Source organism: Duganella paludis (assembly GCF_054461335.1).
In genome coordinates, this window is sequence record NZ_CM136922.1 from 1,376,743 (window position 1) to 1,389,286 (window position 12,544).

Sequence of the window (12,544 nt, forward strand, 5' to 3'; positions counted from 1 at the left end):
CGTTTTTTTTCGCTGGTCAGGCGGCGAGGAATTCTTCGATCATTTGCGCCAGCGCCTGCGGCTGGTCATGGTGCAGCATGTGGCCGGCGTCAACCACCATTTTCTTGGTGACGTCGCGCAAATGGTCGAGGCGGCGCTCCAGCTCGACGCGGCCGGCCGGCTTGGAACCCATCCAGTCCCACATATTGGTCTGGTCGGCCTCCACCCACAGCACCGGCGCGGTGATGGCCTGCCAGCACGCCATCACATCATCGACGTGGTACGGCAGCGGGCCGGCCTGCTTGTGCACCGGATCGCCCAGGATTTCCCACTCGCCGGCCTCGTTCTGCGCCGACCAGTGCTGCGCCAGGAAGGCCGCCTTGTCGTCGGAGAGGCGCGGATTGGTCTTTTGCAGGCGCGCGGCGACTGCGGCCTGGCTCGGGTAGTTGCGCATCTCGGGCTTTTCCAGCAGCCCGTCCATCCATTTGGCGAAGCGACCCGGCGCCTGCTCCGGCTTGGACGAGCGCAGGCCGGCGCCCTCCAGGTTGATCAGCTTGCGGATGCGCTCCGGGCGCGCGCCGGCGTACAGGCCGACGATATTGCCGCCCATGCTGTGGCCCAGCAGATCGACCGCCTGCTCCGGCGAATAATGGCGCAGGATGGCGTCCAGGTCGGCCATGTAATCAGGGAACCAGTAGGTGTCCTGGCCGCTGCGCTGGGACAGGCCGAAACCGCGCCAATCCGGCGCAATCACGTGGTACTCGCCCTTGAACGCATCGACCACGAACTGGAACGAGGCGCCCACGTCCATCCAGCCATGCATCATGAACAGCTTGGGGGCGTCCTCCCTGCCCCAATGGCGCACGTGGCAGCGCAAGCCGCGGATGGTCAGGAATTCGGAACGGGAAGGGGTATGGATGTTCATCTCTGTCTGCCTTGAAAATACGGGGGCTGGCGCAATATCGGATACTTGCGGATGCTTGCTGGCCGCAAAGTAAAATAATAGCACGACCGTTCGATAGCTGCGCAAATGCAAAGCCAGCGTAAAATAGCGCTATCCCACCGCACTCAACAGGCTCCAATGTCAATATACCAACTAGGCGATCACACGCCCGAGATCGCTGCATCGTCGTTTGTTGCCGACACCGCCGCCGTGATCGGCAAGGTCACCCTGCATGAAAATGCCTCGGTGTGGTTCGGCGCCTCGCTGCGCGGCGACAACGAGCGTATCACCATTGGCGAAAATAGCAATGTGCAGGAAGGCACGGTCATGCACACGGACATGGGCTACCCGCTCGAGGTCGGCCGCGACGTGACCATCGGCCACCAGGCCATGCTGCACGGCTGCACCATCGGCGACGGTTCGCTGGTCGGCATCCAGGCCGTGATCCTGAATGGCGCCAAGATCGGCAAGGGCTGCCTGGTCGGCGCCGGCGCCCTGGTCACCGAGGGCAAGGAATTTCCCGACCACTCGCTGATCATCGGCGCCCCGGCCAAGGTCGCGCGCCAGCTGACGGCGGAGGAAGTCGCCGGCCTGCAAGGCGCGGCCGCCAGCTATGTGGCGCGCGGCCAACTGTTCAAGACGCAACTCAAAAAGATCGGATAACAAAGTATGAGCATCACCCTTACCACCGGCCAGGACACCCTGCAAAAATTCATCTTCGACAACGCCGCCGTGCGTGGCGAGCTGATCGACATCTCCGCCACCTGGCGCGATGTGCTGTCGCGCCGCGACTACCCGGCGCCGGTCAAGAAAGTGCTGGGCCAGATGACGGCCGCCGCCGCGCTGCTGTCGGCCAACCTGAAATTCAACGGTTCGATCGTGATGCAGATCCATGGCGATGGCCCGGTCAACCTGCTGGTGGTCGAATGCGACGCCGACCTGCGCCTGCGCGCCACCGCCAAACTGGTGGACGGCGCCGAGGTGGCGGACGACGCCAACCTGACCGCGCTGGTCAACGCGCACGGCAAGGGGCGTTTCGTGATCACGCTCGACCCGGCGGACAAGATGCCTGGCCAGCAGCCCTACCAGGGCATCGTGCCGCTGGACGGCAACGAAGTGGCGACCGTGATCGAGAACTACATGCTGCGTTCGGAACAGCTGGACACCAAGCTGTGGCTGGCGGCCGACGACAACGTCTCGCGCGGCCTGCTGCTGCAAAAGCTGCCTTACCACGGCGGCAAGGCTGAAGCGACGCCGCTGAACGAGGAAGATGCGCTGGAAACGTGGAACCGCGCCGTGATTCTGGGTTCGACGTTGAAGGAGCAGGAGTTGCTGGAGACCGGCATCGACGTGCTGATCCAGCGCTTGTTCTGGGAAGAGACGATCCGCGTCTTCGATCCGCTGCACCCGCAATTCCACTGCAGCTGCACGCGTGAAAAAGTCGGCAATATGCTGAAGATGCTGGGCCGTCCGGAAGTGGACAGCGTGATCGAGGAGCACGGCGTGGTGGCGGTCAACTGCGACTTCTGCGGCCAGCACTACGAGTACGACAAGGTCGACTGCGCGCAGCTGTTCACCACGGATGCGCCGGTCGAAGTGCTGATTCCCGCCGGCGACATCAAGCATTAAAAATCCGGGGTCAGTTCTGCCAATCGGACACGGGCCCTGCCGTAGCAACGACTACGGCAGGGCCCGTGTCCGATTGGCAGAACTGACCCCGGATTATTCTTTGGCGTAGCGCTGCGCCAGCACGGCGCAGACCATCAGCTGCAGCTGGTGAAACAACATCAGCGGCAGCACCACGGCGCCCAGCGCACCGCCTGCGAACAGGATCTTGGCCATCGGCACGCCGCTGGCCAGGCTTTTCTTGGAACCGCAGAACACGATCGCTATCCGGTCCTCGCGACTAAAGCCCAGGCGCCGCGCCAGTTGCGCCGAAATCCCCATCACCAATCCCAACAGCAGCACGTTGATCAGCATCAGCCCCGCCAGCGTGCCCCACGACACCTGGTGCCACAAGCCCTGCCCGATCGCTTCGCTGAACGCCGTGTACACCACCAGCAAGATCGAGCCCTGGTCCACCATCCGCGTCAGCGGTTTGTGACGCTCGACCCAGGCGCCGATCCAGCGCCGCGCCACTTGGCCGGCAATGAAGGGCAACAACAGTTGCGTGGCGATCTGCAATGCCGCGTCCAGCCCGGAACTGCCCTGCATCACGGCCGTGGTCAGCAGGCCGACCAGCAGCGGCGTGAGGAAAATCCCCAGCAGGTTGGAAGCCGACGCGCTGCAGATGGCGGCCGGCACATTGCCACGCGCCGCCGCAGTGAAGGCGATCGACGATTGCACGGTCGACGGCAGCATGCACAGGAACAAAATCCCCAGATACAGATCCGGCGTCACCAGCGGCGTCAGCACCGGCTTGAGCAGCAAGCCCAGCAGCGGGAACAGCGCGAAGGTGCACAACAGCACCAGCAGGTGCAAACGCCAGTGCGTCACGCCGGCGATCACGGCCTCGCGCGACAGCTTGGCGCCGTGCAGGAAGAACAGCAGCGAAACGCCGGCATGGGTGATGCCATTGAAAATCACGGCACCCTGGCCGTGGCATGGAAAGACACTGGCCGCGATCACGGTGGCGATCATCGCCAGCGTGAAATTATCCGGCAAAAAACGGGGACGCTTCATTATTTGGGACACTTCACTTCCAGCACCTCGACGGCGCCCAGGGTCTTGACGTTCTGCGCGCTGCGCACCAGATCGACGCGCTCCACGCAATTCTTCTGCACCAGCCGCTCGTAGGCGCGCGTGCAGGCGATGACGGCGTCGGCGCCGCTGCCGGCGTTGCAATAGAAGCCTTCGGCGTGCATGCGCGTGAGCGCCTGGTCCATCGGCATGCCGGGCTGCACGGTCTGGTTGACGAAATGACCGAGCCGGGACTGGTCGATTGAGCAGGCTGCCAACAGCATCGGCAGCAGTGGCACGGCCAACAACAAAACTCTCCGCATCGTAGCGATCTCCTTATTTCCAGACAGCAGTGTAACGCAATGCGCGCGTCATGATCCGGTCACACTCGCGTCCTATGATGCGCAGCGTTATTCATCCCTCAACCTGAGCAAAAAATGAACAAAAAAATCTCCGCATTATGCTTCGCCGCCCTTAGCCTGCCGATGCTGGCCATGGCCGCCAATGTGGCCGCCGCCGTTGCCGACATGGCCGATCCGGCGGCCGCAGCGGAGGTCGAAGCGGCTGCCGCCGCGCCGATCGCCACGGTGGAAGTGGCCACCCGCAAGACCCGCTCCTCCGTCGAACTGGGCAAGAACGAGATGCAAAAAATCCTGCCGGGCGTGAATCCGTTGAAGGCGCTGCAAACCCTGCCGGGCGTGAGCTTCCAGACCGCCGACCCATGGGGCAACAACGAGCAGAACCTGTCGCTGTTCATCCACGGCTTCAGCGGCTCGCAGCTGGGCTACACGCTGGACGGCGTGCCGCTCGGCGACCAGCAATACGGCAATTACAACGGCTTGTCGCCGCAGCGCGCCATCACCAGTGAAAACGTCGGCCGCGTAATCCTGTCGACCGGCGCCGGCGACCTGTCGACCGCCTCGACCAGCAACCTGGGCGGCACCATCGAGACCTTCTCCAGCAATCCGCAGCCGAACCGCAACCTGGCCGTGCAGCAAACCGTGGGCAGCTACAAGACCTCGCGCACCTTCCTGCGCTACGACACCGGCAACTTCGGCGAAGGCAACAGCGCCTACATCTCGGGCGTGCACCACGAGCAGAAAGCCTGGGACTTCAACGGCCGCCAGGGCGGCGACCAGTTCAACGCCAAGTTCGTCAACGACAGCAGCCTGGGCAAGCTGACCCTGTACCTGGCCTACTCGGACAAGATCGAACCGAACGAAGACAGCACCGTGCACTCGGCCACCGAGAAGTACCAGCCGTACACCCGTCCGTTCATGTACCCGAACTTCCAGCAGGCGCTGGCCTACCTGTCGGCCACCGGCAGCACGCCTACGGCCGAAGGCAACAACTACCGCAACTACTACAGCGATGCCCAGCGCACCGACTACCTGACCTACGCCAAGTTCGACATGAACCTGGGCGAGTCGACCACCTGGTCGAACCAGGTCTACTACCACAACGACGACGGCGTCGGCGTGGTGGCCGGCCCGATCGGCGTGGCCGGCCTGCCGGCGCTGTTCGCGGTCTACTTCCCGGGCCAGAACCTGAAGCAGGTGTTCGGCAACTCCGGCTTCGCCACCCGCACCACCGAATACGCGATCAACCGCAACGGCTGGCTGTCGACCCTGAACACCGAATTCGGCGACCACAAGCTGCAGGCCGGCTTCTGGTTCGAGCACAACCGCTCCTCCGCCTATCGCCGCTGGTACGCGCTGGACGTCAACAATCCAAGCTCGCCCTACGACCGTCCGAGCAATCCGCTGATCACGCAATACGGCAGCGAGATCGACAACAAAGTGGTGCAGCTGCACCTGCAGGATGAATGGCGCCTGAGCCCGGATCTGCGCCTGCAGGCCGGCTTCAAGTCCAGCCTGCAATTCGCCGAAGGCCAGTTCCCGGTGCAGCCGAAGGTCGGCGCCATCGCCAACTCGACCGCCCTGCCGGTCGGCGAGATCGACACCAAGAAATGGTTCCTGCCGCAGATCGGCGGCCGCTGGGACATCAGCGCGCAAGACCAGGCCTTCTTCAACGTGCAGAAAAACATGCGCCAGTTCGTCACCTACGGCGGCGGCGGCGCTTCGCCATGGAGCTTGTCGAGCCAGGGCGCGTTCGACCTGTTCAAGAAGACCGCCAAGCCGGAAACCTCGATCACCTACGAAGCCGGCCTGCGCACCAGCCGCCAGCTGAACTGGGGCGCGGTCAGCGCGTTCGACGGCCAGCTCAACGTCTACCACGTCGACTTCAAGGACCGCCTGCTGCAGATCAGCCCGACTTCGGTGATCACCTCCATCATCGGTGGCAACCTGGCGGTGCTGACCAACGTCGGCAGCGTCAAGACCAACGGTGTCGACCTGTCGGGCACCGTGCACTTCGGCCGCAACTTCTCGCTGTACAACGCGGTGTCGTACAACCAGTCGAAGTACGATGACAACTACGTCAGCGGCAAGGACACCATCTTCACCTCGGGCAAAAAAGTACCGGGCAGCCCGGAGTGGATGGACAAGTTCGCCGCCACCCTGACCGTGGCCGACACCGAGTTCCAGCTCAGCGGCGACTACGTCGGCAAGCGCTACGCTACCTTCACCAACGACCTGGAGGTGAAGAGCTACTTCCTGACCAACCTCGGCGTGTCGGGCAAGCTACCCTTCCTCAACGGCGGCTGGATCAAGAACGCGCGCTACCGCCTGAACGTCACCAACCTGGGTGACCGCAAGGGCGACCTGAACGTGGTGGTCGGCGCGGCCAGCGGGACGTACAATACCTTCCCGATCGCACCACGTCAGGGCTTCCTGACTTTCATGGCGGACATCTGATGAATCCACTGTCTTTACCGCAGCGCCTTTCGCGTCGCGGCTTCATCCAGGCGGCCGGTGCCGCCGGCGGCGTATTGCTGCTGCCAGGCGCCGCGCTGGCCAAGGGCGTGACGGCGCTCACGGCCGGCACGGCGGCGGCGGCCGGCAATGTCGACCTGTCCGGCCTGCCGGGCGTTGCGCCGGTGGGCGCCGGCGCCGGGCGGCCACTGGTGTTCGGCCACCGCGGCGCCAGCGCGCTGCGTCCCGAGCACACGCTGGCGGCCTACGCCAAAGCCATCGCCGACGGCGCCGACTATGTCGAGCCGGACCTGGTGAGCACCAAGGACGGCGTGCTGGTCGCGCGCCACGAAGCCTTCCTCAGCGAAACCACCGACGTCGCCAGCCATCCACGTTTCGCCGGCCGCAAGACCCGCAAGACCATCGACGGCGAAACGCACGAAGGCTGGTTCGTCGACGACTTCACGCTGGCCGAACTGAAAACGCTGCGCGCGGTGGAGCGGATTCCGCAATACCGTCCGGGCAGCGCGCAGTACAACGGCATGTTCCAGGTGGCGACCTTCGAAGAGATCATCGACTTCGTGGCGGCGGAAGCGGCGGCGCGCGGGCGCATCGTCGGCATCGTGCCCGAGCTCAAGCACTCGACCTACTTCGCCAGTGTGGGCTTGCCGCTGGAGGACCGTTTCCTGTCCATCCTGGGCGAGCACGACTACACGCGCCGCAACCCGGTGCAGATCCAATCGTTCGAAACGGCCAACCTGAAATACCTGCGCGGCAAGCTGGGACGGCGTGCCAACCTGCGCCTGATGCAGCTGGTGATCGGTGAAAACGTGCGTCCGGTGGACATCGCGGCGGCGGGCGGCACGCTCACCTTCGCGCAGATGCTCACGCCGGCCGGCCTGCGCGACATCGCCCAATACGCCGACGTGGTGGCGCCACCGACGCGGGCCATCATCCCGCTGCAGAAAGACGGCACGCTGGCCGAGCCGAGCTCGCTGGTCATGGACGCGCACCAGGCCGGCCTGCGGATCGAACCGTGGACCTTCCGTCCAGAAAACCAGTTCCTTGCGGCCGACTTCCGCAACGGCGCCCTCACGGCCCGCAACGAAGCCGGCTCGATCGCCGAAATGAAGCGCTACATCGCCGCCGGCATCGACGGCTTCTTCACCGACGACCCCGCCCTGGGCCGCGCCGCCCTGGCATAAAATCCGGGGTCAGGTCCTCCATTGCTACACGGGCTCTGCCGTGGCTTAAGCCACGGCAGAGCCCGTGTAGCAATGGAGGACCTGACCCCGGATTGGGTTAGCGGCTGGCTTGGCGGTTGGCGTCTGCTTTGGGCAGGGCGGCCGTCAGGTCGATCCAGGTTTGCGGTTGCGGCTTGTTGCGCTCGCGGACGCCGAAGAAGCTCACCACCAACTCGCCATTCTTGTCGAAGAATTCCACCGACGTGACGCCGGCGCGCTTGATGACGTAGCCGTTGCTGAAGGCCGTGTCGCGCAGGTGCAGGTTGAAGTCCGGATCGAGCACGTTGAAGTAGCCGCCCGTTTCCTGCACCTTGCTGATCTTGCCGCTGTAGATCTGCACCGTCGCGTCATTGCCCAGGAAGGCCATGATGTCCACCTGCTGCTTCGCCGCTTGCTCCAGCAGTTGACGCACGGCCAGCGGCGCGATGCGTTGCACCTTGTCGGCCGGCCCCAGACGCAGCGCCTGCTCGCGCGACATGCCGAACTCCGCCACCAGGCGGTTGAACTGGTGCACGTCGCTTAGCTCGTTCCAGGCCAGCTGGAATTCCTTGACGTCGACCTTGCTGTCCGCCTTTTCAGCCGGCTTGACCGGCGCCGCCGCCACTTTCAATTCCGCGCTTTGCGATGGATTGCGGAAGTCGGCCACGATCTTGTCGAACACGGCCACGCCGGCGTCGCTCTTCACGTACAGCTTGTGCGCCGCGTTGCCGCTGGCGTCGAAGAACTGCAGGCTGCGCGAGACCACGCCGTCCTTGCCCGGCTGTGCCACGGCAAACGCGTACTTCCAGTTCTTGAACGTGAAGCGCAGGTCGATCTCGCCGCCCAGATAGCCGCCGGCGATGTTGCGCATGCGCTGCTCGCGCTCTTTTTCCTTGTCCGGATCGAGGCCGGTGACTTCTTCCTGCGGCCTCATCTTCGTGGCCACGCCGGTGCGCTCCAGCAGGCCGTTGTCGTTGCGCGTCAACGCCATGACTTTGCCGAGGTCCAGCGCGCGCCGCATGATTTCGCGCGGCACGTTTTCGCCCTCTTGCAGACGGGTGACGGTCTTGCCGATGCCGTTGGCGGCCAGCAGCTCCGCTTCTGACACGTTCAGCTTGGCGGCCGCGTCGCGCAGCGCCAGCTTGGGTTGTTCGGTGCGCAGCGCTTCGTAGCGCTCGGTCAGACTGGCTGCGCCCGCCGGCACGGCGGAGATCAGCAAGGCGCCGGTCAGCGCCAGGGCAAATCGATGGTGGGGTTTCATGGCTAGCTCCTTAGTAAATCACTTTGAGGTTGAATGCATAGTTGCGGCCCGGACGCGCCTGGCGTTCGATGTCGGCCAGGGTGGCCGCCGTCGTTGCCGCAGCCAGGCTGCGCGACGAGGCGTAGTCCCAGTACTTCTTGTCGCCCAGGTTGTAGACACCGCCGCTGAGCACGACGTGCTTGCTGATGTTCCAGTAGGCGGTCAGGTCGAACACGCTATAGCCCGGCACCTTGAACATGGTGGTGGCGCTGCCGGTGAGCACGTCGCTCTCGGCCTGCTTGCCGCGCGCGGTGCTGGCCGTGAAGGCCGCGCCGGCGCGATGGCCCGGATGGTCGTAGGCAAAGGTGGCGTTGGCCTTGTACGGTTGCACCGACGCCAGGTCGGCCTTCTTGCCGGTCTTGGTGTTTTCCGCCGTGCCTTTCGACGCGCCCGCCGCCAGGTTGATGCTGTAGCCTTTGGCGCCTTGCAGCCATTGGCCCAGCGTGAAGTGGGCGCTGAACTCGGCGCCGTAGATGCGCGCTTCGCCGATGTTCTCCGGACGGAACAGGCCTTGCGTGATGGTCGGGTAGTTGACGCGGTCCACCGGCTGGGTCGCGTACTCGATGAAGTTGTCGTACTGCGTGTTGAACACCGAGGCGCTCAGTTCCACGCCCTGCGCCGGCGCACCTTTCAGGCCCAGCTCGAAGGCGTTGCTGGTTTCCTTTTTCAGGTCGGCGTTGCCCAGCACGGCGTAACCGTTACCGGCGCCGGTGTAGCTGAACGAATCGTAGGTGCCGGTGCGCTCGGCCGCCGACGGCAGGCGGGTGCCGCGCGAATATTGACCGTAGACGTTCAGGTTAGGCGCCAGTTCCACCGACAGGTTCAGCGACGGCGTCAGGAAGGAATCGGTTTCCTCCTTGATTTCCTTGGCTGCGCTTGGCACGGCCACCACGTATTTGTCGAGGTTCTTCGGCGTCAGCTTGCGCTGTTCGCCGCGCAGGCCCGGCGTCAGCGTGGCCTGGTGGTCGCCCAGCGCGAAGCCGAACTCGCCGCGCAGGTAGGCGACGTATTTGTCGGTGTCCATGTCGGCCATGCGCGACTTGGTCATGTACTGGTGCGCGCCGGTGGCGACCACCAGCCGGTCCTCGGTCCATGGACGGCGGCTTTCACTGCGCTCGTACTGCACGCCATAGCTCAGCAGCTGGGCCGTGCCCAACTGCTTGGTGGCGTCCAGCGCCAGGCCCCTGCTGTCGTTGTAGAAGCCGGTGTTGATGTCGCGGACGTACTTCTGGCCGCCGGTCGTATAGTCGGCGTGGGTCAGGTCGACCACTTCGGCTTTTTGCGTGTACAGCTTGGCGTCCAGCGTGTCGAACAGCGCTACGCCAAGCGGCGCCCACAGGTGATCGATGCTGAAGCGGGTGCGTTTGGTGTCCGAGGCCTGGGACACGCCGGTCGGGTACAGCGCGCTGGTCTTGTTGTCGTAGGCGCGGGTGTGGCCGGCCTTGAAGCTGTCGATGGCGAAGTTCAGCTTCTGGCTCTGGGAGATGCTCCAGTTCAGCTTGGCCAGCACGGCGTCCGAATCCCAGTCGTCCGGATTCAGTGGTGCGCTGCTCAGGCTGTCGGGCTGCTCGCCGTTGCGGTGTACCGCCACGATCAGGGCTTTCAGGCTCGGATTGATTTCGGTGGCGGCGGTCACCGCGTGCATGCGGGCGGCGCGGTCCGAGGTGTAGCCGAACTTGTAGTCGGCGTAGACCTTGCGCGTGCCATCCAGGTAGTCTTCCGGCGCCTTGGTCACGAACGAGACCGAGCCGCCCAGCCCCGGCGTGCCTGCACCGGCCGGGCTGGAGCCGGAACCGATGCGCACGTCACGGAAGGTTTCAGGGTCGAAGTAGTCGCGGCCGATGCCGAAGGCGTTCAGGGTGCTGCCGTCCGGCTTCGGTGCGGCGTCCGGCAACGAAATACCATCCAGCTCCAGGCTGACGCGGTTGCCTTCGACGCCCCGGATATTGATGCCGGTGTTGCCCGGGCTGTCCCACACGCTGCCGCCACCGCTGGCCGCCGCCGGCACGCTGATCAGCGGCGAGTAGCGGGCGATGTTGCCCATGTCGACGGCGTTGTTCTGCTCCAGCTGGCGCGAGTTGATGACGGTGCTGCTGCCGTTACGGGTGGAGTTGGCATCGTCGCGGCGCGCTTGCACCAGGATCTCCGACAGCTCGGCAGCCGGTTTGGCTTCCTGCGCCAGCGCCGGGAGGGCAACCGCCCCCAGCATCACCAGCAGCGCGGAACGGACGTGTAAAGACAAAGGCGCGGCCTGATGCCGGGCGCCCGTTGGGGTAGCGACCATATTTATCCAAGAGAGAGTAGTGTTTAAACGGCTGGCTCTCGGACGGACGATCGCTGGCAAAAACGCATCTTAACAATAATGATTCTCATTTACAAGAGATAATGAGGTCAAGATTGGTAAAGACGCTACATCACCCCGCGAGGTAGTTGTTCTTCACGCGCACGTAGTGCTCTGCGGAATACTTGAGGTAGACGATTTCCTCGGGCGTGAGCGCCCTCACCTTCACCGCCGGGCGGCCGACGTACAGGTGGCCGCTCTCCAGCACCTTGCCCGGCGAGACCAGGCTGCCGGCGCCGACCATCACCTGGTCCTGCACCACCACGTCGTCCATGATGATGGCAGCCATGCCGATCAACACTTCATTGCCGATGGTGCAGCCGTGCAGCATGGCCTGGTGGCCGATGGTGACGTAGTCGCCGATGATCAGCGGCGAGCCTTCGGGCTTCTTGTCGTTCTTGTGCGAGACGTGGCCCATGGCGAAGTCCTGCACATTGGTGCAGTTGCCGATGACGATGCGGTTGACGTCGCCACGCAGCACGGTGTTGCACCAGATCGAGCAATCACGGCCGACGGTGACGTCGCCGATCACTTGCGCCGATGGATGCAGGTACAGGCCCTCGCCCAGTTGCGGCGAGGTGTTCAGGTAGGAAGAAACAGGCATCGTGGTTCCGTTCAAGCTTTGTAGGTGCCGTCGCCGTGCGGCGCGGCCTTGAATTCGGGCAGCGCTTCAGCCTGGCGCGAGTAGTCGGCCAGCGCCGGGTAGTTGGCGGCGGCCACCACGTCCGGCAGCATCTGCTGGATGAAGTGCCAGGTGATGGCGATCATCACGCCCGGCGGCGCGATGGTGTCGCTGGCGACCTCCAGCGGCTGCTTGATCTGCTCGGCTTCCAGCATGTCGAGCGCGGCCAGCAGTTGCTGGCTGACGCGGTCCACCCACGGCTGGTGCAACTTCTCGGCCGGACGCACGCGGCGCTCGTAGACGATCTGCACCGCCTTGTCGCAGGCCGCCAGCGCCAGGCCCAGCAGGCGCTGCGAGCGGAACAGCTCGGTCGGCATGGTCGGCGTGCGGCGCGTGGACGGCCGCGCCAGCGCTTCGGCGTATTGCAGGATCAAAGTCGAGTCCATCAGCACCGCGCCGTCGTCGTCCACCAGCGTCGGCGCCTTGACCACCGGGTTGATCTGGCGGAACCGGTCGTAGGTGCTGAACACCGACAGCGACTGGTGCTCGAACTGCACGTCAAGCAACTGCAGCGACACCGCCACGCGGCGGACGTAAGGTGAATCCAGCATGCCGATCAGTTTCATGTTCTCTCCATCAGGTTG

Annotated in this window: 11 protein-coding genes; 4 read left to right on the forward strand and 7 right to left on the reverse strand. The window is 64.4% G+C overall.

The annotated features are described in order from the left end of the window. Positions 1–16: 16 nt before the first annotated feature. Entirely contained in the window at positions 17–904 is an 888-nt protein-coding gene (locus ACXZ1M_RS06195) for an alpha/beta fold hydrolase (RefSeq protein WP_459052314.1), read from the reverse strand. Between the two features lie 156 nt (positions 905–1,060). Between ACXZ1M_RS06195 and ACXZ1M_RS06200 the strand changes: the two genes are divergently transcribed. Together ACXZ1M_RS06200 and hslO are read left to right on the forward strand one after the other, a co-directional pair. Beyond that, positions 1,061–1,585: a gamma carbonic anhydrase family protein gene (locus ACXZ1M_RS06200; RefSeq protein ID WP_459052315.1), complete on the forward strand. Its 525-nt coding sequence runs from the start codon at positions 1,061–1,063 to the stop codon at positions 1,583–1,585. 6 nt (positions 1,586–1,591) lie between these two features. Beyond that, positions 1,592–2,551, forward strand: coding sequence for an Hsp33 family molecular chaperone HslO (hslO, locus tag ACXZ1M_RS06205; protein WP_459052316.1), 960 nt, complete (start codon positions 1,592–1,594; stop codon positions 2,549–2,551). Positions 2,552–2,644: 93 nt separating this feature from the next. Here the strand turns inward: hslO and ACXZ1M_RS06210 are convergent, their stop codons facing one another. Then, on the reverse strand, positions 2,645–3,604 hold the full coding sequence (locus ACXZ1M_RS06210; protein WP_459052317.1) for a bile acid:sodium symporter family protein: 960 nt from the start codon (positions 3,602–3,604) through the stop codon (positions 2,645–2,647). Next, positions 3,604–3,924, reverse strand: a complete 321-nt coding sequence (locus ACXZ1M_RS06215) for a hypothetical protein (RefSeq protein WP_459052318.1) — start codon at positions 3,922–3,924, stop codon at positions 3,604–3,606. Before ACXZ1M_RS06215 ends, ACXZ1M_RS06210 begins: the two co-directional genes overlap by 1 nt. 114 nt (positions 3,925–4,038) lie before the next feature. Between ACXZ1M_RS06215 and ACXZ1M_RS06220 the strand changes: the two genes are divergently transcribed. Then, positions 4,039–6,417 carry a TonB-dependent receptor gene (locus ACXZ1M_RS06220; RefSeq protein WP_459052319.1) on the forward strand — a complete coding sequence of 793 codons (2,379 nt, stop codon included), beginning with the start codon at positions 4,039–4,041 and terminating at the stop codon, positions 6,415–6,417. Further along, entirely contained in the window at positions 6,417–7,619 is a 1,203-nt protein-coding gene (locus tag ACXZ1M_RS06225) for a glycerophosphodiester phosphodiesterase (protein ID WP_459052320.1), read from the forward strand. The genes ACXZ1M_RS06220 and ACXZ1M_RS06225 overlap by 1 nt, the downstream gene beginning before the upstream one ends. 97 nt (positions 7,620–7,716) lie before the next feature. On the opposite strand, the gene ACXZ1M_RS06230 is transcribed toward ACXZ1M_RS06225, so the two are convergent. The 4 genes from ACXZ1M_RS06230 to ACXZ1M_RS06245 form a co-directional block, all read right to left on the reverse strand. Beyond that, positions 7,717–8,898 carry a hemin-degrading factor gene (locus ACXZ1M_RS06230; protein ID WP_459052321.1) on the reverse strand — a complete coding sequence of 394 codons (1,182 nt, stop codon included), beginning with the start codon at positions 8,896–8,898 and terminating at the stop codon, positions 7,717–7,719. 10 nt (positions 8,899–8,908) lie between these two features. After that, entirely contained in the window at positions 8,909–11,179 is a 2,271-nt protein-coding gene (locus ACXZ1M_RS06235) for a TonB-dependent receptor domain-containing protein (RefSeq protein WP_459052322.1), read from the reverse strand. Between the two features lie 172 nt (positions 11,180–11,351). After that, on the reverse strand, positions 11,352–11,882 hold the full coding sequence (locus tag ACXZ1M_RS06240) for a gamma carbonic anhydrase family protein (RefSeq protein WP_459052323.1): 531 nt from the start codon (positions 11,880–11,882) through the stop codon (positions 11,352–11,354). A gap of 11 nt (positions 11,883–11,893) precedes the next feature. After that, a complete protein-coding gene (locus tag ACXZ1M_RS06245) occupies positions 11,894–12,526 on the reverse strand; it encodes a glutathione S-transferase (RefSeq protein ID WP_459052324.1) in 633 nt (210 codons plus the stop codon). Between the last annotated feature and the right edge of the window lie 18 nt (positions 12,527–12,544).

Excerpts from the sequence above, each read along its gene's own strand:
- ACXZ1M_RS06195 (WP_459052314.1), bottom strand. The coding sequence starts at position 904 with ATGAACATCCATACCCCTTCCCGTTCCGAATTCCTGACCATCCGCGGC.
- ACXZ1M_RS06200 (WP_459052315.1), top strand. The coding sequence starts at position 1,061 with ATGTCAATATACCAACTAGGCGATCACACGCCCGAGATCGCTGCATCG.
- hslO (WP_459052316.1), top strand. The coding sequence starts at position 1,592 with ATGAGCATCACCCTTACCACCGGCCAGGACACCCTGCAAAAATTCATC.
- ACXZ1M_RS06210 (WP_459052317.1), bottom strand. The coding sequence starts at position 3,604 with ATGAAGCGTCCCCGTTTTTTGCCGGATAATTTCACGCTGGCGATGATC.
- ACXZ1M_RS06215 (WP_459052318.1), bottom strand. The coding sequence starts at position 3,924 with ATGCGGAGAGTTTTGTTGTTGGCCGTGCCACTGCTGCCGATGCTGTTG.
- ACXZ1M_RS06220 (WP_459052319.1), top strand. The coding sequence starts at position 4,039 with ATGAACAAAAAAATCTCCGCATTATGCTTCGCCGCCCTTAGCCTGCCG.
- ACXZ1M_RS06225 (WP_459052320.1), top strand. The coding sequence starts at position 6,417 with ATGAATCCACTGTCTTTACCGCAGCGCCTTTCGCGTCGCGGCTTCATC.
- ACXZ1M_RS06230 (WP_459052321.1), bottom strand. The coding sequence starts at position 8,898 with ATGAAACCCCACCATCGATTTGCCCTGGCGCTGACCGGCGCCTTGCTG.
- ACXZ1M_RS06240 (WP_459052323.1), bottom strand. The coding sequence starts at position 11,882 with ATGCCTGTTTCTTCCTACCTGAACACCTCGCCGCAACTGGGCGAGGGC.
- ACXZ1M_RS06245 (WP_459052324.1), bottom strand. The coding sequence starts at position 12,526 with ATGAAACTGATCGGCATGCTGGATTCACCTTACGTCCGCCGCGTGGCG.